A 23,765-nucleotide genomic window follows, 5' to 3' on the forward strand; every position below is an offset into this window, starting at 1 on the left:
AACGGAGACATGCAAGCCTTTAAGTTGTATAAGGTAAGTAAAATAAACTTTTAATGGATTAAAAAACTTTTTTAAATTTAATTATTTTTATTGACATTCTCATAAAAGACTTATAAGCTATGTATAAATCGAAGAGGCGCAACCGACACTAGTAAACTAATTTAGTCCGCCAAGACATTGAGGTTAGTTGAACAGGGAAGTTGCCGAAGCGCTTAGTTTGGCACATTAAGTAGCTGGGTCGTAGTTGAATAAGCTACGGACTGTCGCAGGACAATAAGAGCCTGCGTTGCGCTATCGACAAATCAGAATGGATAAGTGAATTCCACTGTTTGTTTGCGCAGACAGTGGATTTTTTATAGCCTCTTTACTACAAATCTCATGGAGGAATTACAAATGAACGAACAGATTACTGATCAACAATTAAATGCCGCTGGTCATCTAACGATTGGGGGATGTGATGCGGTTGACTTAGCTCATCAGTTTGGTACCCCGTTAGTTGTTTATGATGTTCAACAGATTCGCCAACAGATTCGAGCATTTAAGCGGGTTTTTGAAGAAAATAATGTTGATTATGCGGTTAGCTATGCTAGTAAAGCTTTTTCAGCAATCGCAATGTATCAAGTAGTTGCTGCAGAAGGTGCGCATGTTGATGTTGTTTCTGGTGGTGAATTATATACGGCAATCAAAGCCGGCTTTCCAATGGCTGATGTTAGTTTTCACGGAAACAATAAATCACGGGAAGAATTGGAAATGGCAATTGACCATCACGTGGGAACAATCATGATTGATAACTTCCATGAGATTGAATTGCTAGCAGACGTTTTGGAGAAGCTTGATGCACATGTTGATGTAATGTTGCGAATTACTCCTGGAATTTCTGCTCATACAAATAAGTACATTCAAACTGGTCAGGTTGACAGTAAGTTTGGGTTTGACCTTCAATCAGGACAGGCAGATGAGGCGTTAGCAAAAGTCCTCGAGAATCCCCGGATGCAAATGAAAGGGTTGCATGCCCATATTGGTTCACAGATTTTTGAGCTTGCGGGATTTGAAGGGGTAGCTAAGAAGTTGGTTGAAGTTGCTGCCCACTGGCAAGAAAAATTTAACTATCAAGCTGCTGTGATCAATGTTGGGGGCGGTTTTGGAATTCGTTATGTAAAAGATGATACACCACTTGCTCCAGAAGAATTTGTGGCAGCAATTATTAAGGCAATTAAAGCTGAAATTAAAGAAACAAATCTTGCTATGCCAGCGATCTGGATAGAACCCGGACGTTCAATCGCGGGGCCCGCTGGTTATAATCTTTATACTGTTGGATCACGTAAAGATGTACCAGGGTTGAAGCCATATGTAACAGTTGATGGGGGGATGGGTGATAACATTCGTCCAGCACTTTATGAAGCACAATATGAAACGGTCTTAGCAAATAATCCTCGTGCAGAGTTGGTTGAACATGTTCGGGTAGCAGGAAAGTATTGCGAGTCTGGTGATATCCTCAGTCAGAATCAGGTATTACCGGCTACAAAACCAGGAGATGTCTTAGCGATGCTTGATACTGGTGCTTATGGCTACTCCATGGCTTCAAATTATAATCGGAATCCTCGACCAGCAGTTGTCTTTGCAGAAAAAGGCACAGCCCAGGTTGTAATTAAACGAGAAACCTATGATGATTTAGTTCATTTGGATGAACCATACCAACAATAATTTGACATATATAAAGGAAGAAAGAGGTAATAATTATGGCTGAATTAGATGCACAAACAATCATTAACTACATTAGTAACGCACCCAAGAAGACACCGGTAAAGGTCTACCTTAAAGGAAATCTAGGTGATTTAGAATTTCCCGCAGAAGTAGAAACCTTTCTTGAACCGCATACGGGAGTTATTTTCGGTGATTGGACAGTTATCGAACCGTTATTAAAGAAATACAGTTCAGCAATTGAATCTTACCACGTGGAAAATGATGCGCGTAATTCAGCGGTTCCTTTGCTCGATTTGAAGAATATTAATGCCCGCATTGAGCCAGGAGCAATTATTCGCGATAAAGTTCTTATTGGTGACAATGCTGTCATTATGATGGGCGCAACAATTAATATTGGTGCTGAAATTGGTGCTGATTCGATGATTGATATGGGGGCAGTTCTTGGTGGCCGTGCAATTGTTGGGCGCCACTGTCATATTGGTGCTGGTACTGTATTAGCTGGAGTTGTTGAACCGGCTTCAGCTGAACCAGTCCGCATCGATGATAATGTAATGATTGGCGCCAATGCGGTGGTAATTGAAGGGGTTCATGTAGGAGAAGGAGCTGTCATTGCTGCTGGAGCAATTGTTACTCATGATGTTGCTCCTCATACGATGGTTGCGGGAGTTCCTGCTAAGCTTATTAAGAATGTTGATGACCAAACTGCTGGTAAGACTGAATTAGAGGACGATTTACGGAAGCTATAGGAGGATGAAGATGTTAACAGAAGAAGAATTAATTCAAATTCGTCGTCATCTCCACCAAATTCCGGAACTGGCTCTCCAGGAATTTGACACTCACCAATACTTAGTTGAGACGGTTGCTGGTTTTAACCAAGCATTTTTAGAAGTTCGTACTTTTAAGGAATTACCAACTGCTCTCATGGTGTTAGTTCATGGGCAGAATCCACAACGAACAATTGGGTACCGAACAGACATCGATGCCTTACCAGTTGAGGAACAAACAGGCTTGCCATATTCATCAACTCATCCGGGAATAATGCACGCCTGTGGTCATGACATTCATATGACGGTTGCATTAGGTGTATTGAATTATTTTAGTGAACACCAGCCGCAAGATAATATCCTGTTTTTCTTCCAACCAGCCGAAGAAAGCGAAAATGGTGGAAAGCGGGCATATGAATTGGGCTTGTTTAGTGGAAAGTGGAAACCAGATGAGTTTTACGGTTTGCATGATAATCCTGATTTGCCAGCAGGAGCAATTGGTTGTCGGATGGGGACCTTGTTTGCGGGAACCACGGAAGTTAATATTGACCTCAATGGTAAGGGCGGTCACGCGGCGTATCCTCAAAATGCTAATGATACAGTCGTTGCGGCAGCATCATTGATTCTTCAAGTGCAGACTGTAATTTCGCGGAGTATCGATCCTATTCAAAGTGGTGTAATTACCTTAGGAAAGATTGACGGCGGGACGATTCGAAATGTTATTGCTGGACATACGCGGATTGAAGGAACGATTCGGGGACTAACGCAAACGATGATTGAAACTATTGATGACCGCTTGAAGGATGTATGTGAAGGAATCGGGCGTAGTTTTAACATGGATGTTTCCCTTGAATTAAATCAGGGTGGCTATTGGCCAGTAGAGAATAATCCAGAATTAACAAAACGGTTTATCCATTATATGGAAGAAACACCAACTGTAAACTTTATCGAAACAGAACCAGCAATGACTGGGGAAGATTTTGGCTACTTACTGGCTAAATTTCCGGGAACCATGTTTTGGCTTGGGGTTGAAGATGATTCACAATTACATTCGGCCACCCTTACCCCCAATGAAAAAGCAATTAAACGGGGAGTAGATGCGATTACTGGTTTTCTTGAATATCGAATGCAAAATTAGCAGGGAATAAATAATGGAGGAAAGAATATGACATTATTACAAAATGCAGACTTAATGACGGCAATTGTAACCCCCTTTGATGATGAGGGAAATATTGATTATGGTCGTTTAGAGTATTTGACAAATTACTTAATTGAACATGGGAGCAACGGTTTTGTTATTGGAGGGACTACTGGGGAAACTCCAGAACTCACTCATGATGAAAAAATTGAGCTATACCAACATTTCGGTGAAATTGTAAACGGACGGGCTCCGGTTATTGCTGGAACTGGAAGCAATAATACCAAAGAGACAATTGCGTTTACTAATGAAGTTGCACAAATTAACGGTATCGATTATGCCCTTGTTGTTGTTCCTCCTTATAACAAACCTAACCAACGGGGAATGGTGGCTCATTTCACAGCAGTTGCGGATAATGTTGACCTCCCAATCATCATTTACAACATTCCTGGTCGTACAGGGGTAAAGATGGCTCAGGAAACCGTAGTAGAATTGTCTCACCATCAAAATATCGCCGCTGTAAAACAATGCGCATCTTTGGAAGAACTTGAATACATTGTTGAACACCGCGACCCTGATTTTGCAGTTTTCACGGGTGAAGATGCACAGGCACTAACTGCCCGGGTTTTAGGAGCAAATGGGGTTATCTCGGTTGCTTCCCATACCTATGTCGATCAAATGCGCCAAATGTATGACTCACTATACCGAGGCGATTATCAAACTGCTGGTAAGTTGCAACGATGGTTAACTCCCCGGATGGCCGCCTTGTTTATGTTCCCATCACCATCACCAGTTAAAGCAGTTTTGAATGCGCAAGATTTTAACGTTGGTGGTTGTCGCTTACCAATTCTTCCATTAAATGAAGAAGAAAAGCGCGAATTAGAGGCTGCTTTATCCTTACCTGCCAATTCACTGACTACTAAGAACTTACCATTAAATTTGGGGGAATAAAGCATGAAAAAAGTTTTAATTGCTGGTGCGACTGGAGCAATGGGGCAAAAGGCTGTTGACCTAGTAAACTCACTCGATGGGTTTGAAATTACTGCTGCGCTTGCACCAACCTTAACAAAAGAAAATATGACTGATTTTCACCTTGCATCATCTGTTCATCCTTATCAAACTTTGGATGAAATTGAAGATGGTGTTGCTGATATTTGGATTGATTTTACCTTGCCAAGTGCCGTTTATCAGAATGTTAAGTTTGTACTTGAACACGACATGAGGCCGATTGTTGGAACGACCGGCTTAACCGATGAACAACAAACAGACTTAGTGCGCCTCAGTGAAGAAAAACAGGTAGGTGGATTGATCGCTGCTAATTTTGGGATGTCGGCAGTTCTTCTTATGAAATTTGCTCAGGAAGCAGCCAAGTATTTCCCGGACGTTGAAATTATTGAAATGCATCATGGTGATAAAAAAGATGCCCCATCAGGAACGGCCTTGAGTACCGCAAAGTTGATCGATCAAGTGCGTCCTGCGCATGAGACAAATCCTGATGAAACAGAGAGTTTAACCGGTGCGCGGGGTGGCGACTACCATGGAATTAAGATTCATGCTGTTCGGCTGCCGGGGTACATTGCTCACGAACAAGTTCTCTTTGGTGGGGATGGCGAGGCCCTGACTATCCGTCAAGACTCATTTGACCGTCAATCCTTTATGAATGGGGTTAAAGTTGCTCTGGAGAAAATTGATGGATTATCAAAATTGGTAATTGGCTTAGAAAATATTTTATAAGAAGGTGAAAAAATGCCAAGACTTCATGCTGAATTAGCAACTACCGTAAATAGTCATTTGGCAGCTGTTCCGCCAGCACAGATTCGCGCATTTGATGAAGAAATTTCTGCCGTTCCTGGACTAGTAAAATTAACACTTGGTGAACCGGACTTTGCTGTGCCAGATCACGTCAAAAAAGCGGCAATTGAAAGTATTCAAAATGATGATTCTCACTATTCACCAAGCAAGGGTAAGATTGAATTACGCAAAGCGATTAGTAAATATCTTGAGCAGAGTCGTCATGTTTACTATGACCCTGAAACCGAAATAGTAGTCACGATTGGGGCAACAGAAGCGGTAACCGCGACAACTTTTGCAATGTTAAATCTGGGAGATAAAGTAATTATTCCCACTCCAGCATTTTCGCTATATTTCCCGAGTGTTTCCCTAACTGGTGCTGAACCGATCAAAGTTAACACTGCTGATGATGGCTTTTTGCTATCTGCTGAAAGACTAGAAGGGGTATTAGCGAAAGAGGGTCCTGCGGTAAAGGCCGTTCTCTTAAATTATCCTAACAATCCAACTGGCCGTTCATACACTGAAGAAGAGCTAAAAGCACTGGCTAAAGTAATTGAAGATCATCACATTTATGCGATTGTTGATGAGATTTATAGTTCATTGATGTACGATCAACCATTCCATTCACTTGCGACGCTTTTGCCTGAGCAGACAATCCTGATTAGTGGCTTATCAAAATCACATGCAATGACGGGTTATCGTTTAGGATATGTGGCTGGCCCGGGAGAATTTATTTCAACGATGTCAAAGATGCATTCATTTATGGTAACGTGCCCAAATGATACTGCTCAAGCGGCCGCGATTGAAGCGTTAGAAAAGGGGGATGATGATCCGCAAGTATTTAAGCGGGCCTATCGTCAACGGAGAGATAAACTTGCGAGTGCAATGCGAAAGATGGGCTTTGAAATTGCATTGCCAGATGGCGCATTTTATATTTTTGCTAAAATTCCTGCTCAATTTGGGAAGGATGATCTCACTTTTGCTCGTAAATTAGCCCACGAAGCTAAAGTTGGCGTAATTCCCGGGAATGCATTTGGTCCTGGTGGAGAAGGATACATTCGTTTATCATATGCAGCGGCAGATTCTGTTATTGATACGGCGATTGAACGGTTACAAAATTTTATGAATAATTTAGGATAGGTTGAAAGAAGGAACTAAGATGAGTAAAGAATATAATGTCGCAATTTTGGGTGCTACTGGTGCAGTTGGTACACGGATGATTCAGCAATTAGAACAGTCAACAATTCCAGTAAAGAATGTGAAATTACTGGCATCTGCTAAGTCAGCTGGTAAGCAATTATCATTTAAGGGCCAACCGATTACTGTTGAAGAGACTACACCTGATTCTTTTGATGGGATTGATATTGTGCTTTCATCTGCTGGTGGATCAGTATCAAAAAAGTTCCTTCCAGAGGCAGTAAAACGGGGAGCAGTTTGTGTTGATAATACGAGTGCTTTTCGGATGGAACCTGATGTACCGCTAGTAGTTCCAGAAGTAAATGAAGAGGCATTAAAAAATCATCATGGAATTATTGCTAATCCCAACTGTTCGACAATTCAAATGGTGGTAGCATTGGAACCAATCCGCCAAGCATTTGGATTGAATCAAATTATTGTTTCAACTTACCAGGCGGCTTCAGGAGCAGGTCAATCAGCTTTAAATGAATTGCGACAAGAAACTCAAGACTACCTTGATGGTAAAGACATGCAAGCGGATGCCAAGATTTTGCCAACAAAGGGTGACAAGAAGCATTATCCATTAGCTTTTAATTTATTACCGCAGATCGATGTCTTTGAAGATGATGGTTACTCCCATGAAGAATGGAAGATGATCCACGAAACAAAGAAGATCATGTTAAACGATATGGACGCTAAGGATATTAAGGTTACTGCCACTTGTGTTCGTGTACCTGTCCCAATTGCTCATGGAGAATCAATTTACTTTACTGTTGACGATCCAACGGTAACTGTTGACCAATTGCGGGCAGTATTAAAGGACGCTCCCGGGGTAGTTCTGCAGGATGATCCTGCGCACCAGGTTTATCCTCAACCAATTAATGCTGTTGGCAAGCGTGACACTTTTGTTGGTCGTCTCCGTGCAGATGAAGAAAATCCTGGTTCCTTTAATATGTGGGTTGTTGCTGATAATCTCCTTAAAGGGGCTGCTTGGAATACCGTTGAAAATGCAGAACGTTTAGTCGCAAATGGGTTAGTTTAAAATTTTATAATCCCGAAATGTCAATTTAAGTTAGAAAGAAAATAGTTGCTCATCAGTGACGTAAGACATGAATACTTCATATGGAGTTCGATAGCCTAGTGATTTACGGGGCAGGTTATTTCGCTTACTCATCAGTTGGGTTACCAATTCATCAGGAAGATTGCGGAAATCTAGCTGTTTCGTTAAGCCATCCCGGCGTAAAAGACCGTTGTTGTTTTCGTTCAGCCCTCGTTGATTGGGAGCACCAACCTCGGCAAAGTAAGTGTGAAGGTCAAATTGATTGGCAATCTCGCGCCAGCCGGCGAATTCTTTTCCGTTGTCAAAGGTAATCGATTTGAAGAAGTGCCGCGGGAATTTCCGAAGCCACTGACTTAAGTGTTGGTTAATCGCATCAGCCGTCTTTTCGTGCACATTGAGTACAATTTCGACCTTCGATTGGCGTTCGGTCAGGGTCATTACCGCCCCTTGGTGCTTTTTGCCTTGGACGGTATCAGCTTCAAGGTGCCCAAATTCAGTGGCATAGTGCGGAAAGTCCTTGGCACGCTCGTGAATACTTCGCCCCAATTGGCCAGCCTTCCCACGGCGCTCGACATAGCCATTCGGGTGCCGCTTACCTCGCATCGGCAAGGAACGGACATCGAAGCCGAACTGGCCACGTTCAAACATCCGGTAAAGAGTTCGCCGGTTACAACTAATTGGGCGCTCAGCGCGCCCAATAATGGTATCAGGCGTCCACCCCTGGGCAATTTTGTCGTTGATATAAGTGAGTTCAGCCAGTGACAACTGAGTACGTTTTCGGCCACAACGTTGCTTATTGCGCATATAGTGATCTTGATAATCAGCAATTGAGGCACCGGTTTCCAGGTAACGATAAACGCGATAAACGGTTTCGGCGCAACGTTTGATCATTTGGGCCACTCGGTACGCTTTAAGCTTTTGCACGAAAGAATGGGCGATGATTGTCAGCTCGTTTGTGGTAAGATGGGTGTAAGTCATTTGTGGTTTCCTTTCTTTTGTTTAGGGGTATTTAAAAGTCTACCACAAATGGCTTTTCTATTTTTCTAACTTAATTTTACAAACGGCGAATCATATAAAAAATACTCTCTGAATATAGGGAGTATTTTTTGTATGATATAAATGAAAGGATGATCAGTGATGAAATTTGTAATTGCTCCAGATTCATTTAAAGGCGGACTAACAGCAAAAGAAGCAGCAAATGTGATGGCAGAAGGAATCAAAAGAGTGTTTCCGAATGCCGAGTATGCTTTAGTTCCAATGGCTGGTGGAGGAGAAGGGACTGTTCAATCCTTAGTTGATGCGACTAATGGTCAAAAAATGATTGCTAAAGTCCACAATCCATTAAATAAATTAGTTAATGCTGAGTATGGGATATTAGGTGATGGGGAAACAGCAGTGATTGAGATGGCGGCAGCAAGTGGGCTTCAATTTGTTAATAAGGAGACTGCGAACCCGCTTATTACAACTACATATGGTACCGGCGAGTTAATTAAGGATGCTCTTGACCATAACATTAAAAAAATAATTATTGGAATTGGGGGAAGTGCAACCGTTGATGGTGGTGCAGGAATGGCCCAAGCACTTGGAGCACGTTTATTGGATGTTGATAATCATGAAATTGGTTTAGGCGGTGGTGCGTTAGCAAGTTTAAATCAAGTCGATTTTCGAGGTTTAGATCCCCGTTTAAAAAATGTAGATATTCAAATTGCATCAGACGTTACCAACCCATTAACAGGAAAAAATGGGGCAGCCCCAGTATTTGGTCCACAAAAGGGTGCTGATGAAGAAATGGTGAATATCTTGGACAAAAATCTTCATCATTATGCACGAAAAATAGTTGCAGCTGGTGGGCCTGACGTTGAACAAACAGCAGGTGCAGGGGCAGCCGGTGGTTTAGGAGCCGGATTAATAGCTTTTACCAGTGCAACAATGAAGCGAGGAGTAGAATTAGTGATTGAAGCAACTCAACTACGAAAAAAGGCAGTTGGCGCGGATTATGTTTTTACTGGTGAAGGAGGAATTGATTTCCAGACTAAATTTGGTAAAACGCCATATGGAGTCGCTAAGGCAACTAAAGAGGTGGCTCCAACTGCTCCGGTAATTGTGTTGGCTGGAAATATTGGTAAAGGTGTGAATGATTTATATTCATCCACGGCCATTGATGCAATTTTTGCAACTCCTGAAGGGGCTAAACCATTAAAAACAGCATTAGCAGATGCACTTATTGATATTGCTCAAACAGCAGAAAACGTTGCGCGTTTAATTAAAGTGAGTCGTGTTAATAATTAGAAATTAAAAGAGGGTGGAAAAAACTTTGCTTTTTTCTCACCCTCTGCTATTTTCATGAACAATTGTAAGATAATGTGGAACTGCTTCGCGTCGTCACAAGGTTCGCGTCCGAGCGACAATCAGCCCGTGCCTCCGCCTTAGCTTAGCCAACCGCCTTGTCGAGATACGCACATTTTACAGCAAATTACTGGCTTGGCTTAGTCTTATAAAGACCGTATAATGAATTGGAAGATAATCAAGGAGAATTTAAAAAATGGAAGATAATAAATATCAATATGATGAAAACGGTTTTCGGGAAGATCTAAAAGATGATCCGGATGTGCTTCACCAGCCAGATGCTGACCGTACACAGCGCGATTTAATAACTCTGGATTATGATGAGACGTTGGCATTTCTTAATGGTGAAAAGGAAGTTAAGACCGTTTATGACTTTTCAGATGATGTTTTGGAAAAAATAAAAGAAAAATATCCAATCCTAAATGGTACACCGATCAATAAAGTAATCATGGAAAAGTATCAGCAGATTTTATCCGCTCGATACAATGAATCACAAGCAAATAATAAGACGGTGCATGCCGATGATAGCGAGGATAATGATGAATAGCCTAATAACGTTTATTATTTCAATTGCCTTTTTAGGATTAGTGATTTGGGAAAATCGTTTGCATAGTCAACTTGGATTTTTGGCAAGTCAACGACCAGATAAAGTTACGAAGGATTTTATCCGAGTAATTCGTCAAGAGAAACGTTTGAATTGGATCTTGTGTATCTTAGCAATTATTGTTTTCATGACGACTAGTCGTTACTCAGTTCTATTAATGAGTATTATTACAATTATTGAATTGTTATTAGTAACTCGCATGGATCGTGTAAAAAAAGAAATGATAGATTAAATATTATTATAATAGTTAATATTTTAAGAAAGAGTAACGTTTTTTAAGAACTATCTAATAATTGCTATACGCATTTAAAAATTAATGGTAAAGTTAGAATTGTGTATTTCACTAATTTATTATTATTTGTTTAGTTTTTAGGAACTTATTGGGAGGGTGTTTTATTTATATGAGTAAAAAAAGAACACATCATTCAAATAACCATCGATCTCGTGGCGTTTTTGCAGGAGCAGTTAGTGCCTTGAGTTTATTAGCAGTAACAACACAAGCAGTTAATGCTGAACAGCTTACTGTTAAGTCTGGTGACACTATTTGGGGGCTTGCAAAACAACATGGACTTTCTGTTAGTGCATTAGAACAAGCAAATCCTTCGGTTAAGAAGATAAACGATAGCATCGACTTAATTACGGTTGGTCAACAATTAACGTTGCCTACTGCTCAACATGATGCTAGCGCCGATTTGAATGCTGATGGTAGTTATACTGTTAAGCCTGGCGACACACTTAGCTCTATTGCTGATCGTTATAATGTAACGGTTAGTCAATTAATGGCATGGAATAACCTAAGCGCTAATGACTCATTATACATTGGACAACAACTCAGTGTAACGGGTCCTGCGATCTCAATTGCTGTAAACGCACCTGTTGTAAGTGCTCCTGTTTCTGATGCGAGCGTATCAACTCAGCAACCAGTTGCTCAATCGACAGATGCAACTTCATCAGTTCAGGTTCAAACTTCAGCAGTTGCCTCTGCTTCTGTGCCTCAACAAGATGTGGCTAGTAGCCAACTAGCAGGAACTGTTCCTAGTCAAAGTGCTGCCAATAGCAACGCAACTCTTGCAAATAACACAGCTACGGTTGCAACTGGCTCCTCAGTTGCTAATAGCGTAGTAACTGCAACAAATGCTGCTCAAACTACTACAGCTAATACTGTTCAGGCTACTTCTACCTCAGCTGAAAATAGCGTTGCACCACAAACGCAAAACGTTGCTGTTAGTCAGGCTGCTTCAACAGCTGTAAATACGACTGCTTTATATGGACAATCATTTGTTCAAGCAGCACCAGTAGCAAGTCAAGCACCACAATCACAGACTGCCCCAGCATCACAAGCAACGGTTAACGTTCAGAACAGTAATGCTGCTGCTTCACAACAAACAACTGCTGTAACATCACAAACTCAACCGCAACAATCACAAGCGGCTGCTAGTCAACCTGCACAGCAAGCAGCAACTACTAATCAAGATTTACAACATGGTTCTGTAGTTAGCCTTGCCACTAAGATTGCTAATTCTAATAGTGTTCCATACGTATGGGGTGGTGAAAGTCTTAGTGGAATGGATTGTTCTGGATTAGTTAAGTATGTTTATGCTAATGCGGAAGGTAAGCAATTACCACACTATACGGCAGCCCTTGAAAACTGTGTGGACCAACATCCAGTTAGTGAAGCTAAGCCAGGTGATCTTTTGTTCTGGGGTAACCATGGTTCAACTTACCATACAGCTATTTATACAGGAAATAATCAATATGTAGCAGCTGCTCACCCTGGAACTAATGTATCGACTTACACGATTAGTCCATACTTTAATCCGAGTTTTGCCGGAACAGTTAAATAGTTCTGATAGATTATTAGAGCTTTTTCATTAGATAGTAACAAAGATGTAACCTAAAAAAGGGTTAACATTCTTCTAAGTTCGTGTTATCTTACTTATATTGCAATTCCAGTATTGCTCTAAAAATATTTCACATTTATTGGGGAGTGTTAAATATGAGTAACAAACATGAAATTGAAGAAGATTTATACCGTGCACAGTCCCGTTTGGATGATTTATGTAAACAAGAAGGACAGGAAAATACGGGTACTCAGACTGTTACTATTCAACCAAAGTACGGTGAAGAGATGCAATCTTTACGAGAAGAATGCAGCCAGTTACGGATTATTTTAGAAGCCATGGAAGCTTCTGAAGATTAATAAAATAAAAAGATTAACAAAAAAGCAGTAAGCGCTAGAAGAAATCTCTCCTGTGCTTACTGCTTTTAACTTATTTTTCTATTGTTTGCCAAATTGGATATTGACTAATGTCTAAGGTGAGGTCGATAAAACGATTACCAATCTCTTCTCCATCAGTTTGACTAAATTCTAGTGAAGTAGTTGTGATGTGGAGATTATCGCTTTGGAAGTGGTGGACAAATTTTGATTGGTCTAACTTACCCCGGGCTAACTGCAGCAATTGCCAAATTGTCATAGGCCAACCTTTTCGTTCAGCAATGACTAATTCCAAGGATGGTTTCTTTAATGAAGCATTTGGTGCGACCTTAAATCCGCCACCGATAAATGGATGATTGCTGGTAATTGCGATATAAGCTTTAGGAAAAATAAAGCGTTCACGCCCAGATTGAATCATCAAGGTAAAGGGCTCTTGATCATAGATTACTCCAATTGCCTTTTGGAGGTAGGTGAAACGCCCGATATGATTTTTCTTGTGATGAGCCTTGAATGTATTAGCACGACTAACAATTGCCGCGTCAAAACCAATTCCTAAATTATTAAGAAAATAGCCTTCTTCACCCCGAATCGCCTCATGATAATGACCAATGTTAATTTTTTGTGGTGCGTCTGCAGTTAAAATTTGATCTAGTGCCCTTTGTGGATGCATAGAAATCCCGTAACCGCGGGCAAAATCATTTCCTGTCCCAGCAGGAATATATCCAACCGCAAGTGGTTCTTTATTCAATCGCTTGGCCGTCTTCATAAGTCCATTAACAACTTGATGTAGCGTACCATCACCACCAATCGCAATGACAATTGTTGATCTCGCATTATGGGATTGGGCGATTTGGCTGGCAAGGTATTCTCCATGATTAGGATACTTAGTTGTTTCCATGTGATAATCAATTTGTTGTTGATCTAAGACCGGTTTGATTGACGACCATGCCTTTTCTGCATTGCCATTACCAGCATGACGGTTGAGGATGATTGAATAATTCATCAATATTCCTCCTTTGAATGGTGCCAAAAAGCAAAAATAATATAATTAATTCAGTATTTTTCTAATGTTCATAAGAAAGTTGGAGGCTGAGAAAAACAAGCGTTTTTCTCAGCCTCTGTTAATGATTAAAAGCTTAGAACGTCGTCAACTTAAAATTAGGGTTTTGCTTTTCGTAAGCAAGGGCCTTTTCATCAAGTTGTTCTACAAATTCAATATTGTAGTCAGTGTTGTGTTCAACCATTAAAAGTGCTTCAGCTTCTGAATCAGCTTCAATATACAATGATTGAGTATTTTCACGAACTGGGCGTTTTGTCTTATCAGCTTGGTAGTATACTTTAAAAGTCATACTGTTAAAAACTCCTTAATTAAAGATATTATGCAGTAATTTACTTTATTATTCTATCACAGATGACCAAAAGTGTCTTAAATTTTCCTAACATGGTATTATTAAATAAAGGTAAAGGCCAACGAGGTGATAGTCATGGTTATATTCTTAATCTGTATTTTAGCAGCAATAATTGTTATTGCTCTTTATTTAACGATCCATCGCGTATTTCTTAAGCGAGCAACGATGATGGTACAGAAAAATGCTCAAGACGTTACTGATGCAGCGTTAAATACTAGTTTGAAAGAAATGTTACATTGGAATAAAAATCTGAATTCTCAAATTGTTGCCGATGTTTGGGGAAAAGGTGTGCTTGCTTTTGAATACCATTTTGATTATAAAAAAGAAAATATTAATCTTGATGATTTCACACGTCAAAAACTAGCAGCGAAACTTGATGAATATGCAAAACAACATCATTTAAAGATGGCTCCCAATGCCGCTCAACCGTTTATTATAACCGATTGGTGGAAATATGAGGGGATTTTGCATATCGATATTGCCTATTTGATAAATGAAGCAACTGTTGAGTACATTGAAGATTTAGAAAAATTAAATCAAAATAGCAATTAGTTAAAATGGCCGGGAGAAAGTGTGGTTTTCTCTCGACCATTTTTTATAAAAATTAACTAATCATCACTGTATCTGCAGGCGCCTCAAATGGTTGATCTTTATTAATATGATCGTAAAATAGCACCCCATGCAAATGGTCAATTTCATGCTGACAAACAATTGCTGGGTAATGCTTTAATCGTACCTTATGCGTTTCACCATTAACGTCTTGATAACGTAATGTGATGCGGTCATGTCGTGGTACGTAGCCAGGTACATCTTTGTCAACTGAAAGACAACCTTCACCTTCAGTAAGAGCACCATATTGAACCGATTCACTGACGATTACTGGATTAATAATAACGTCCTTAAATAAGGGCTTTTCATCTTCATCAGGTGCAGGAACAAGGACAGCAGCCATTTGCTTTGAAACACCAACTTGAGGAGCAGCAAGGCCAACTCCAGCTCGTAACTTGTATTTTTCACATAATTCAGGATCTTGACTTACTTCTAAGTATTTCATCATATCCTTTGCTAATTTTTGGTCTTCATCAGATAGGGGAAATGAGACCTTAGCAGCTCGTTTACGTAAAACGGGATTGCCGTCACGGGTAATATCTTTCATTAAATACATTACTCACTATGCCTCCATATAAAAATTCAGTCATATTATAGTCTATCATAACTATTTAAAATTGCTAATGAATATGAGGGTAACAATAGTTAACTATGAATTTTGAAAAAATGTATAGTTCATTTGGACCATTTTAACAATTCTGTCCATTAAGCTTATGAAAGCGCTTGTATTATTTGGACGATCGGTTATACTATAAATGTAGGTAAGCAATCGCTTACATGATGTTAATTGGATTTGGAAAGGAATGTTGAATATGGCCAATACCAAAGCTGTCAATTTTGCTGAGATTAAAGCCAATGAAGGGGTACCTTATGCAAAACCCGTACAAATTCTTGATAACGACGGAAATGTTGTTAACGAAGAATTAATGGCTAATTTCAGTGATGAATTATTAGTTGACTTAATGAAAAAAATGGTTTGGGAACGTGCCTTGCATGAACAAACAATGAGTTTCTCAAAGCAAGGTCGATTAGGCTTCTATGCTCCAACTTGGGGTGAAGAAGCTTCTGAAATGGGAACAGCTGCTGCATTTAAGAAGCAAGACTTCCTTTTCCCTGCTTATCGTGATTTGCCACAATTAATTCAACATGGAGCAACTGTTGCTCAAATGTACTTATGGTCAAAGGGACACATCAAAGGTAACCTTTTTGATGCACGTGCTCTCCGGCCACAAATCATTATCGGAGCACAGATGGTCGAAATGGCTGGTGGTGCTCTTGGAATTAAGAAGAATGGTGAGAAAGACACTGTTGCCTATGCTTACACTGGTGAAGGTGGAAGTTCACAAGGTGATACTTATGAAGGAATGAACTTTGCTGGTGCATTCCAAGTACCTGGTGTATTTATTATTCAAAATAATGGATGGGCTATTTCGTTCCCACGAAAGCTCCAAACTGAAGCACAAACAATTGCCCAAAAGGCTGTTGCTGCTGGAATTCCAGGTGTTCAAGTTGATGGAATGGATGTCCTTGCATGTTATGAAGTTGCAAAAGAAGCTCGTGAATTTGCTGCTGCCGGTAATGGACCAGTGCTAATCGAAACATTAACATACCGGTTCGGTGCTCACAGTTCAGCAGGTGATGATCCTACTCGTTACCGGACTGAGGATGAAACAAAGCCATGGTTTGATAAAGATCCATTGATTCGTCTTCGCAAGTACCTAACGAAAAAGGGACTTTGGTCTGAAGAAGAAGAACAAAAATATGCTGATGAATGCAAACAAAGCTTTAAAGAAGCGATGAAAGAAGCTGACTCAGTAGAACCTGAAAAAGTTAGCGATATGTTGAAGCGGACGTTTGAAGTACCAACTCCAGACATTAAAGAACAAATTAAGAAGTACGAAGAAAAGGAGTCGAAGTAATCATGGCTAAAAAGACTTATATCAAAGCTATTACTGAAGGTATTGACATCGCTTTAGCCGAAGATCCTAAGACTTTAGTATTCGGTGAAGATGTTGGTAAAAACGGTGGTGTTTTCCGTGCTACTAATGGTCTTCAAGAAAAATACGGTGTTGATCGAGTATTTAGTACCCCTCTTGCCGAATCAGGTATTTTAGGAATGTCAATTGGTTTAGCAGTAACTGGCTGGCGTCCAGTACCAGAAATTCAATTCATGGGCTTTACTTTTGAAGCAATGGATTCTATCGCTGCTCAAATGTCACGGATTCGTTTCCAATACAATGGAACTAAGCATGCACCAATTACTATTCGGACTCCTTATGGTGGTGGTACTCATACTGCTGAATTGCACGGGGATGATCTTGAAAACTTCTTCGTTGGTATTCCAGGATTACGGGTTGTTGCACCAAGTTCTGCCTATGATGCTAAGGGCTTGATTATTTCTGCAATTGAAAATAACGATCCAGTTCTTTTCCTTGAAAACCTTCGTCTCTATCGTTCAGTCAAAGGTGAAGTTCCTGATGACAAGTATACTGTTCCGTTGGACAAAGCAAATGTTGTTCAAGAAGGTACTGATATTACAATTATCGCTTATGGCGGTGAAGTATCAGAAGCACAAAAAGCTGCTAAGAAATTAGCTAAGGACAATATTTCTGCTGAGATTATCGACTTGCGTTCTCTTTACCCACTTGATACTGACACGATCTTTGAATCAATTAAGAAGACGCACCGAGTAGTTATTGTTCAAGAAGCACAAAAGATGGCTGGTGTTGGTGCCCAAGTTGCATCAGCTATTTCAGAAGGTGCAATTATGTACCTTGATGCTCCTGTTACTCGGGTTGCTGCTCCTAACTCAGTATATCCATTCCCACAAGCTGAAAATGTTTGGCTTCCAGGTGCGCGTGATATTGAGGATGCCGTACGGGAAGTAATTAATTACTAAAAGTACGGAATAGAAAGGGTGTTAATACGATATGGCATACATTTTTAGACTACCAGAAATGGGAGAAGGATTAACTGAAGGTGATGTTGCTTCTTGGCTCGTTAAAGAAGGAGAAGCAATTAAAGCTGATGATCCTTTAATTGAAATTCAAACTGATAAATCAACTACTCAATTGGTATCTCCAGTTGATGGAACTGTCAAAAAATTATTTGTAAAAGAAGACGACCATGTTGAAAAAGGCGACAAGCTCGCTGAAATTGATGATGGTAAGCCTGGTATTAGTACAAACGTCGAAAGTGAAGACGATGATGATGAAACTGATGCAGGCAGTGAAGAAGCTACCGAAAGTGAAGAATCCACGGCTCCAGCTGCAGATTCCCCTTCAGAAGATAATTCTTCAAAGGGTGGAGTAGCCTCACTTGCAGAACCAAATAAGCTTGTAATGGCAATGCCTTCTGTTCGTCAATATGCCCGTGATAAGGGTGTTGATATCTCACTTGTTCAACCAAGTGGTAACCACGGTCAAGTTCTTAAAGAGGATATTGACAACTTTAATGGGGCAGCTGCTCCAGCTAAGGAAGATAAGAGTACGGCTACGTCAGCTAAGACTGCTCCAGTTGCAGCTAAGACCGCTGGTAATACAATCAAGCCATGGAATGCCGACCTTGAAGAACGTGAACCAATGTCTAATATGCGGAAGATTATCGCTAAGACTACTCGTGAATCAAAGGATATCTCACCACATGTTACATCATTTGATGAAGTTGAAGTATCTGCTCTAATGGCTAGTCGCAAGAAGTACAAGGCAGTTGCTGCAGAACAAGATATTCACTTGACTTTCTTGCCATATATTGTTAAGGCCTTAGTTGCCACATGCAAGAAGTTCCCAGAACTAAATGCTTCAATTGATGATTCTACTCAAGAAATTGTTTACAAGCACTACTACAATGTTGGGATCCTCACAAACACTGACCACGGTCTCTATAATCCAAATATTAAGAATGCAGATTCTAAGAGCATGTTTGAGATTGCAAAAGAAATTACTGAAAATACTCAGGCAGCCTTTGACAACAAGCTAAGTCCAGAATCAATGGCCGGTCGGACTATCAGTATCAGTAATATTGGTTCAATTGGCGGTGGCTGGTTCACCCCTGTTATCAACCAACCAGATGTTGCTATTCTTGGTGTTGGTCGAATTGACAAGGAACCATACGTTAACGAAGATGGTGAAATTGTTGTTGGTCGAATGATGAAGTTATCATTGACTTACGATCACCGTTTAATTGATGGTGGACTTGCACAACATGCATTGAACTACATGAACAAGTTATTACATGATCCAGAATTATTGATGATGGAGGGCTAGATAATGACTGATGTTGAACAAAAGGATACAGTAATTGTTGGTGGAGGTCCTGGTGGTTATGTAGCCGCTATTCGAGCTTCAGAATTAGGTCAAAAGGTTACCTTAATTGATAAAGGAGAACCAGGTTTAGGTGGTGTTTGTTTAAACGTTGGATGTGTACCATCTAAAGCATTAATTGCTGCTGGCCACCGTTACCAAGAAACTTTAGACTCATCTATTTATGGTATTTCTAAGACCGATGCAAAGTTAGACTTTACTAAGACTCAAGAATGGAAAGACCATAAAGTTGTCGACCGTATGATTCGTGGAGTTAAGATGCTTTTGAAGAAGCATAAGGTTGAAATCATTGATGGCGAGGCAATTCTTGATAATGACCACCAACTTCGTGTAATTAAGCCTGGTCCAAAGCAATTCATGGATAATGATAATGGTCGGACTATCACATGGAAGAATTTGATTCTTGCAACAGGAAGCCGTCCAGTAGAAATTCCTCATTTTAAGTTTGAAGACCGCGTTATTGATTCAACCGGTGGCTTAAACCTCAAGGAAGTACCAGAAGAATTAGTTGTAATTGGTGGTGGCTACATTGGTACAGAATTAGCTGGTGCCTATGCTGATCTTGGTGCTCATGTAACGATTATTGAAGGTACTGATTCAATTCTTGGTGGATTTGACCACGATATGGTTGATATTGTTGTCAAGAATCTTGAAAAGAAGGGCGTAGACATTGTAACTAAGGCAATGGCTAAAGATTCTCAGCAAGATGAAAATAGTGTTACTGTCACTTATGAAGTTGATGGTAGTGAAAAGAGCATTAAAGCTGACTACTGCATGGTATCTGTTGGTCGTAAACCAAATACTGATGATTTTGGGCTTGATATGACAAATGTTAAGTTAAACGACCGCCATCAAGTAATTGTTGATGAACAAGGCCGGACGAATGTACCTGGTATTTGGGCTATTGGAGATATTGTTCCTGGTCCTGCACTTGCTCACAAGGCGTTCTTTGAAGCTAAGACTGCCGCTGGTGCAATTGCTGGCAAGAATACTGCTAACGATTGGGTTGGAGTACCAATGGTTTGTTTTGCTGATCCAGAATTAGCTCAAGTTGGTATGACGGTTGAAGAAGCTAAAGATAAAGGAATTGATGTATCTACTGCTCAGTTCCCATTTGCCGGTAATGCCCGTGCCGTTTCCCTTGATGCTGCCGAAGGATTTATTCGCTTAATCTATACTAAAGATAAGAAGAATGTTATTGGTGCTCAAGGTGTCGGTCCTGGTGTTAGTGACCTTGCTGGTGAACTTTCATTGATTGTCAACTGTGGTATGAATGTTGAAGATGTTGCTTTAACAATTCACCCACACCCAACATTGAATGAACCTGTTCAAGAAGCTGCAGACATCGCGCTTGGCTTCCCAACACACATCTAAATTTTAATAAATTAAATTAGAAAAGTTCTTAGGGATGGATGACTCGATTTTGAGATCGCTAAGAACTTTTTCTGTTTGGATTCTTTTAGGCCTTTTATTCCTAAATTTCCGTTTGGATTGTATAATACAAGTAGGAAATGAATGGAGGGACAAAAAATGAATTCACAAAACTATAGTTATCCGCTTGATCCATCATGGACAACTAAAGAGATGGAAACGGTAATTGCCATGTTTAGAGCGGTTGAAGATGCTTATGAAGTTGGGATTGACAGAGATAAAATTTTAGATTGTTATCGTGCTTTTAAGCAAGTCGTTCCCTCAAAGGCTGAAGAGAAACAATTGGGTCGCGAATTTGAAAAGAATTCGGGTTATGTTCTCTACCGTGTTGTCAAAGCAGCACAAGAGTCAACAGATAAGCGAATTAAGATGGTTGGGCAAAAAAATGATTAGTATTGAAGAGTTAGATCAAAAAGCACAACAAATAATCCGTCAAGCAGGTCAAAATGCATACCAGAAAATGGAAAATGATTACCAGATTGATACGAAGACGAATTATACGGACCTTGTAACGACAATTGACCGAGAAAATGAACAATTAATAAATGATCAACTGCGAAAAATTGATCCTGATAGTCAAATTTTAAGTGAAGAAGGATTTGGCGACCAGCAAATAAGCAATATGCAAGGACATGTTTGGATTGTTGATCCAATTGACGGAACAATGAATTTTGTTAAACAGCATAATAATTTTGCTGTTATGTTGGCATTATATGTTGATGGTCAACCAACGCTTGGCTATATTTTAGACGTAATTAATAATCGTCTTTACCGTGGTCGCAAGGGTGCTGGTGTTTATGCTAACAACCAAAAAATTAGCCAGCCAGCTGATTTAGGCTTACGTGAAAGTTTATTAGCGATGAATCGGACATTAACTTTAAGTGGTGATTCAGCATTAAAGAAAATAGCTCAAGACGCAATTGGCTTACGGATGTATGGAAGTGCTGGCATTGAGATGATTGGTGTGATCACTGGTCAATTAGGTGGATATATCTCGAATTTGAAGCCATGGGACCTTGCTGCCGGGCGAATGTTAGCAGAAGAATTAGGCTTAGTTGTGAAATCGATTGACGGTAGTTCTATTAATGTGTTATCATCTAATCTTGTATTAGTAGCAACGAGGCAGGTTAGTCGAGATATTCGACAGATCATCAATTAGTTGTCGAGGCTGTGACCGCGATGTCACAGTTTTTTTATGAAATTGGCGATTGATAGGCCGCTGCTGTTCGACTTAAAAATGATATGACGAAAGGGAGAATCAAGTTTTGAAAACTCGTGACGACATTCGTAACATTGCGATTATTGCCCACGTTGACCACGGTAAGACTACCTTAGTTAACGAAATGTTGAAGCAATCAGATACTTTACCAGAACACTTCTCAATTGAAGATCGTGCGATGGATACTAACGCTATTGAGCGTGAACGTGGTATTACTATTCTTTCGAAAAATACTGCTGTTAAATATGACAATCACCAAATTAACATCTTGGATACACCAGGACATGCGGACTTCGGTGGTGAAGTTGAACGTGTTATGAAGATGGTTGATGGTGTATTACTTGTTGTGGATGCTTTCGAAGGGACGATGCCTCAGACACGGTTCGTTCTTAAGAAGGCTCTTGAACAACACTTAACACCAATTGTTGTGATTAACAAGGTTGACCGTAAAGGTGCTCGTCCTGAAGAAGTTGTGGATGAAGTTCTTGACCTCTTTATCGAATTAGGTGCTGATGAAGATCAACTTGACTTCCCAGTTGTTTACACTTCAGCAATGAACGGTACTTCAAGTTATGATTCAGATGTTTCTACTCAAGAACACACGATGAAGCCATTGTTTGATACTATTATCAAGACAATTCCTGCTCCAGTAGACAATTCTGATGAACCACTTCAATTCCAAGTTGCTATCTTAGATTACAATGACTTCGTTGGTCGAATCGGTATCGGTCGTGTCTTCCGTGGTAAGATTAAGGTCGGCGATAATGTTACCTTAATGAAGCTTGATGGCTCAAAGAAGAATTTCCGGGTTACTAAGCTCTTTGGTTTCTTCGGTTTGAAGCGGTTGGAAATTAATGAAGCTGAAGCCGGTGATTTGATTGCGGTTTCAGGGATGGAAGATATCAACGTTGGTGAAACTGTAGCTGATGCAGAACACCCTGAAGCAATCACTCCATTACGGATTGATCCACCTACATTACAAATGACTTTCCGGACCAACGATTCTCCATTTGCTGGTCGTGAAGGTAAATTTGTTACTGCCCGTCAGCTTGAAGATCGTTTGAAGCGTGAAATGCAAACTGATGTGTCATTAAGGGTTGAAGATACTGATGACCCAGGTGCATGGACTGTTTCAGGTCGTGGGGAATTACACCTTTCTATCTTGATCGAAACTTTACGTCGTGAAGGATATGAATTATCTGTATCACGTCCACAAGTTATTTACCGTGAAATTGATGGAGTAATGAGTGAACCATTTGAAGAAGTTCAAATCGATACTCCAGATGAATACACCGGTTCAGTTATTGATAGCCTTTCTAAACGTAAGGGTGAAATGAAGAATATGGAACCAGGCGAAAATGGTCAAACTCGTCTTATCTTCTTAGCACCATCACGTGGTTTGATTGGATACTCAACTGAATTTATGACTATGACCCGTGGTTACGGAATCATGAGCCATACCTTTGAAAAATATGCACCAGTTATCAAGAACTGGAACCCTGGTCGTCAAAAGGGTACTCTTGTGTCCATGAATGCTGGTAAGGCTACTACTTACGCAATGATGGGTATCGAAAGTCGTGGTCAATTATTAATTGATCCAGGTACGGAAGTTTACGAAGGTATGATCGTTGGTGAAAACAGTCGTGAAAATGATATTACTGTTAACATCACCAAGGGTAAGAACTTAACGAACGTTCGTGCTGCTGGTTCCGATGAAATGGCTCACATTAAGACCCCTACTCACTTCTCCCTTGAAGAATCACTCGAATTCTTAAATGAAGATGAATACTGTGAAGTAACTCCAGAAAATATCCGTTTACGGAAGAAGACCCTTAACACAAATGCCCGTGAAAAGGAAGCTAAGCGTCGTCGTGCTGCTTCACGGAAGTAAATATTTAAAAAAGCTTGGGAGGCTAACTAGCTTTCCGAGCTTTTTTTTGTTGTATAATAATGATTGTATTTTGTTTTTAGGTAGGT

The 23,765-nt window shown here is 40.2% G+C and carries 24 protein-coding genes and 1 riboswitch; of the genes, 20 read left to right on the forward strand and 4 right to left on the reverse strand.

Translation table 11 applies throughout. The features are described 5' to 3' along the window. Positions 1–123 precede the first annotated feature (123 nt). Positions 124–302: riboswitch (Lysine riboswitch) on the forward strand. Between the two features lie 91 nt (positions 303–393). The 7 genes from lysA to SH603_RS04705 are packed head-to-tail and all read left to right on the forward strand — an operon-like array spanning position 394 to position 7,615. After that, positions 394–1,704, forward strand: a complete 1,311-nt coding sequence (gene lysA / locus SH603_RS04675) for a diaminopimelate decarboxylase (protein WP_035160147.1) — start codon at positions 394–396, stop codon at positions 1,702–1,704. 35 nt (positions 1,705–1,739) lie between these two features. Continuing rightward, positions 1,740–2,450, forward strand: a complete 711-nt coding sequence (dapD, locus tag SH603_RS04680; RefSeq protein WP_169472485.1) for a 2,3,4,5-tetrahydropyridine-2,6-dicarboxylate N-acetyltransferase — start codon at positions 1,740–1,742, stop codon at positions 2,448–2,450. 4 nt (positions 2,451–2,454) lie between these two features. After that, a complete protein-coding gene (locus SH603_RS04685) occupies positions 2,455–3,606 on the forward strand; it encodes an N-acetyldiaminopimelate deacetylase (RefSeq protein WP_169477993.1) in 1,152 nt (383 codons plus the stop codon). Between the two features lie 27 nt (positions 3,607–3,633). Then, positions 3,634–4,557: a 4-hydroxy-tetrahydrodipicolinate synthase gene (gene dapA, locus SH603_RS04690; RefSeq protein ID WP_169477994.1), complete on the forward strand. Its 924-nt coding sequence runs from the start codon at positions 3,634–3,636 to the stop codon at positions 4,555–4,557. A gap of 3 nt (positions 4,558–4,560) precedes the next feature. Then, positions 4,561–5,340, forward strand: coding sequence for a 4-hydroxy-tetrahydrodipicolinate reductase (dapB, locus tag SH603_RS04695; protein ID WP_169472482.1), 780 nt, complete (start codon positions 4,561–4,563; stop codon positions 5,338–5,340). A gap of 12 nt (positions 5,341–5,352) precedes the next feature. Then, complete coding sequence (locus SH603_RS04700) at positions 5,353–6,537, forward strand: aminotransferase class I/II-fold pyridoxal phosphate-dependent enzyme (RefSeq protein WP_169471027.1); 1,185 nt, start codon at positions 5,353–5,355, stop codon at positions 6,535–6,537. Between the two features lie 19 nt (positions 6,538–6,556). After that, positions 6,557–7,615: an aspartate-semialdehyde dehydrogenase gene (locus tag SH603_RS04705; protein WP_169472481.1), complete on the forward strand. Its 1,059-nt coding sequence runs from the start codon at positions 6,557–6,559 to the stop codon at positions 7,613–7,615. A 30-nt stretch (positions 7,616–7,645) separates the two neighbouring features. Here SH603_RS04705 and SH603_RS04710 read toward each other — a convergent pair whose 3' ends face one another. Beyond that, on the reverse strand, positions 7,646–8,611 hold the full coding sequence (locus SH603_RS04710; protein ID WP_321533671.1) for an IS30 family transposase: 966 nt from the start codon (positions 8,609–8,611) through the stop codon (positions 7,646–7,648). Between the two features lie 159 nt (positions 8,612–8,770). On the opposite strand from SH603_RS04710, the gene SH603_RS04715 reads away from it, so the two are divergent. From SH603_RS04715 to SH603_RS04735, 5 genes are all read left to right on the forward strand, one after another. Beyond that, positions 8,771–9,922: a glycerate kinase gene (locus tag SH603_RS04715; protein WP_321534151.1), complete on the forward strand. Its 1,152-nt coding sequence runs from the start codon at positions 8,771–8,773 to the stop codon at positions 9,920–9,922. Between the two features lie 253 nt (positions 9,923–10,175). Further along, a complete protein-coding gene (locus SH603_RS04720; RefSeq protein WP_169472480.1) occupies positions 10,176–10,526 on the forward strand; it encodes a hypothetical protein in 351 nt (116 codons plus the stop codon). After that, positions 10,516–10,815, forward strand: a complete 300-nt coding sequence (locus SH603_RS04725) for a hypothetical protein (RefSeq protein ID WP_169472479.1) — start codon at positions 10,516–10,518, stop codon at positions 10,813–10,815. The genes SH603_RS04720 and SH603_RS04725 overlap by 11 nt, the downstream gene beginning before the upstream one ends. Before the next feature lie 169 nt (positions 10,816–10,984). Continuing rightward, positions 10,985–12,427: a C40 family peptidase gene (locus SH603_RS04730; RefSeq protein ID WP_321534152.1), complete on the forward strand. Its 1,443-nt coding sequence runs from the start codon at positions 10,985–10,987 to the stop codon at positions 12,425–12,427. A 152-nt stretch (positions 12,428–12,579) separates the two neighbouring features. Beyond that, positions 12,580–12,783: a hypothetical protein gene (locus SH603_RS04735; protein ID WP_003668273.1), complete on the forward strand. Its 204-nt coding sequence runs from the start codon at positions 12,580–12,582 to the stop codon at positions 12,781–12,783. Between the two features lie 70 nt (positions 12,784–12,853). Here SH603_RS04735 and SH603_RS04740 read toward each other — a convergent pair whose 3' ends face one another. Together SH603_RS04740 and SH603_RS04745 are read right to left on the reverse strand one after the other, a co-directional pair. Next, positions 12,854–13,801, reverse strand: coding sequence for a diacylglycerol/lipid kinase family protein (locus tag SH603_RS04740; protein WP_169472476.1), 948 nt, complete (start codon positions 13,799–13,801; stop codon positions 12,854–12,856). Between the two features lie 133 nt (positions 13,802–13,934). Then, positions 13,935–14,147: a DNA-directed RNA polymerase subunit epsilon gene (locus SH603_RS04745; RefSeq protein WP_003666803.1), complete on the reverse strand. Its 213-nt coding sequence runs from the start codon at positions 14,145–14,147 to the stop codon at positions 13,935–13,937. A gap of 135 nt (positions 14,148–14,282) precedes the next feature. On the opposite strand from SH603_RS04745, the gene SH603_RS04750 reads away from it, so the two are divergent. Next, the gene (locus SH603_RS04750; protein ID WP_113896576.1) at positions 14,283–14,759 is read left to right on the forward strand and encodes a hypothetical protein; all 477 of its coding nucleotides are present in this window, start codon (positions 14,283–14,285) and stop codon (positions 14,757–14,759) included. Between the two features lie 52 nt (positions 14,760–14,811). On the opposite strand, the gene def is transcribed toward SH603_RS04750, so the two are convergent. Continuing rightward, positions 14,812–15,372, reverse strand: a complete 561-nt coding sequence (gene def, locus SH603_RS04755) for a peptide deformylase (RefSeq protein WP_065532792.1) — start codon at positions 15,370–15,372, stop codon at positions 14,812–14,814. A gap of 256 nt (positions 15,373–15,628) precedes the next feature. Here def and pdhA point away from each other — a divergent pair, with 256 nt between their 5' ends. The 7 genes from pdhA to typA all read left to right on the forward strand — a co-directional run bounded on the left by pdhA (position 15,629) and on the right by typA (position 23,679). Continuing rightward, the gene (pdhA, locus tag SH603_RS04760) at positions 15,629–16,735 is read left to right on the forward strand and encodes a pyruvate dehydrogenase (acetyl-transferring) E1 component subunit alpha (protein ID WP_019254060.1); all 1,107 of its coding nucleotides are present in this window, start codon (positions 15,629–15,631) and stop codon (positions 16,733–16,735) included. 2 nt (positions 16,736–16,737) lie between these two features. Then, a complete protein-coding gene (locus SH603_RS04765; protein WP_113896575.1) occupies positions 16,738–17,715 on the forward strand; it encodes an alpha-ketoacid dehydrogenase subunit beta in 978 nt (325 codons plus the stop codon). A gap of 31 nt (positions 17,716–17,746) precedes the next feature. After that, positions 17,747–19,081 (forward strand): 2-oxo acid dehydrogenase subunit E2, encoded by a 1,335-nt coding sequence (locus SH603_RS04770; RefSeq protein WP_169471691.1) that lies wholly within the window; start codon positions 17,747–17,749, stop codon positions 19,079–19,081. Positions 19,082–19,084: 3 nt separating this feature from the next. Continuing rightward, positions 19,085–20,512, forward strand: a complete 1,428-nt coding sequence (gene lpdA / locus SH603_RS04775) for a dihydrolipoyl dehydrogenase (protein ID WP_169471692.1) — start codon at positions 19,085–19,087, stop codon at positions 20,510–20,512. A 156-nt stretch (positions 20,513–20,668) separates the two neighbouring features. Continuing rightward, positions 20,669–20,962 (forward strand): UPF0223 family protein, encoded by a 294-nt coding sequence (locus tag SH603_RS04780; protein ID WP_003674372.1) that lies wholly within the window; start codon positions 20,669–20,671, stop codon positions 20,960–20,962. After that, the gene (locus tag SH603_RS04785) at positions 20,955–21,728 is read left to right on the forward strand and encodes an inositol monophosphatase family protein (RefSeq protein ID WP_169471693.1); all 774 of its coding nucleotides are present in this window, start codon (positions 20,955–20,957) and stop codon (positions 21,726–21,728) included. The genes SH603_RS04780 and SH603_RS04785 overlap by 8 nt, the downstream gene beginning before the upstream one ends. A 106-nt stretch (positions 21,729–21,834) precedes the next feature. Then, positions 21,835–23,679, forward strand: coding sequence for a translational GTPase TypA (typA, locus tag SH603_RS04790; protein WP_169472474.1), 1,845 nt, complete (start codon positions 21,835–21,837; stop codon positions 23,677–23,679). The last annotated feature ends 86 nt before the right edge of the window (positions 23,680–23,765 follow it).

This window comes from Limosilactobacillus reuteri, assembly GCF_034259105.1.
Classification (GTDB): Bacteria; Bacillota; Bacilli; order Lactobacillales; family Lactobacillaceae; genus Limosilactobacillus; species Limosilactobacillus reuteri_G.

Excerpts from the sequence above, each read along its gene's own strand:
- lysA (WP_035160147.1), top strand. The coding sequence starts at position 394 with ATGAACGAACAGATTACTGATCAACAATTAAATGCCGCTGGTCATCTA.
- dapD (WP_169472485.1), top strand. The coding sequence starts at position 1,740 with ATGGCTGAATTAGATGCACAAACAATCATTAACTACATTAGTAACGCA.
- SH603_RS04685 (WP_169477993.1), top strand. The coding sequence starts at position 2,455 with ATGAAGATGTTAACAGAAGAAGAATTAATTCAAATTCGTCGTCATCTC.
- dapA (WP_169477994.1), top strand. The coding sequence starts at position 3,634 with ATGACATTATTACAAAATGCAGACTTAATGACGGCAATTGTAACCCCC.
- dapB (WP_169472482.1), top strand. The coding sequence starts at position 4,561 with ATGAAAAAAGTTTTAATTGCTGGTGCGACTGGAGCAATGGGGCAAAAG.
- SH603_RS04700 (WP_169471027.1), top strand. The coding sequence starts at position 5,353 with ATGCCAAGACTTCATGCTGAATTAGCAACTACCGTAAATAGTCATTTG.
- SH603_RS04705 (WP_169472481.1), top strand. The coding sequence starts at position 6,557 with ATGAGTAAAGAATATAATGTCGCAATTTTGGGTGCTACTGGTGCAGTT.
- SH603_RS04710 (WP_321533671.1), bottom strand. The coding sequence starts at position 8,611 with ATGACTTACACCCATCTTACCACAAACGAGCTGACAATCATCGCCCAT.
- SH603_RS04715 (WP_321534151.1), top strand. The coding sequence starts at position 8,771 with ATGAAATTTGTAATTGCTCCAGATTCATTTAAAGGCGGACTAACAGCA.
- SH603_RS04720 (WP_169472480.1), top strand. The coding sequence starts at position 10,176 with ATGGAAGATAATAAATATCAATATGATGAAAACGGTTTTCGGGAAGAT.
- SH603_RS04725 (WP_169472479.1), top strand. The coding sequence starts at position 10,516 with ATGATGAATAGCCTAATAACGTTTATTATTTCAATTGCCTTTTTAGGA.
- SH603_RS04730 (WP_321534152.1), top strand. The coding sequence starts at position 10,985 with ATGAGTAAAAAAAGAACACATCATTCAAATAACCATCGATCTCGTGGC.
- SH603_RS04735 (WP_003668273.1), top strand. The coding sequence starts at position 12,580 with ATGAGTAACAAACATGAAATTGAAGAAGATTTATACCGTGCACAGTCC.
- SH603_RS04740 (WP_169472476.1), bottom strand. The coding sequence starts at position 13,801 with ATGAATTATTCAATCATCCTCAACCGTCATGCTGGTAATGGCAATGCA.
- SH603_RS04745 (WP_003666803.1), bottom strand. The coding sequence starts at position 14,147 with ATGACTTTTAAAGTATACTACCAAGCTGATAAGACAAAACGCCCAGTT.
- SH603_RS04750 (WP_113896576.1), top strand. The coding sequence starts at position 14,283 with ATGGTTATATTCTTAATCTGTATTTTAGCAGCAATAATTGTTATTGCT.
- def (WP_065532792.1), bottom strand. The coding sequence starts at position 15,372 with ATGTATTTAATGAAAGATATTACCCGTGACGGCAATCCCGTTTTACGT.
- pdhA (WP_019254060.1), top strand. The coding sequence starts at position 15,629 with ATGGCCAATACCAAAGCTGTCAATTTTGCTGAGATTAAAGCCAATGAA.
- SH603_RS04765 (WP_113896575.1), top strand. The coding sequence starts at position 16,738 with ATGGCTAAAAAGACTTATATCAAAGCTATTACTGAAGGTATTGACATC.
- SH603_RS04770 (WP_169471691.1), top strand. The coding sequence starts at position 17,747 with ATGGCATACATTTTTAGACTACCAGAAATGGGAGAAGGATTAACTGAA.
- lpdA (WP_169471692.1), top strand. The coding sequence starts at position 19,085 with ATGACTGATGTTGAACAAAAGGATACAGTAATTGTTGGTGGAGGTCCT.
- SH603_RS04780 (WP_003674372.1), top strand. The coding sequence starts at position 20,669 with ATGAATTCACAAAACTATAGTTATCCGCTTGATCCATCATGGACAACT.
- SH603_RS04785 (WP_169471693.1), top strand. The coding sequence starts at position 20,955 with ATGATTAGTATTGAAGAGTTAGATCAAAAAGCACAACAAATAATCCGT.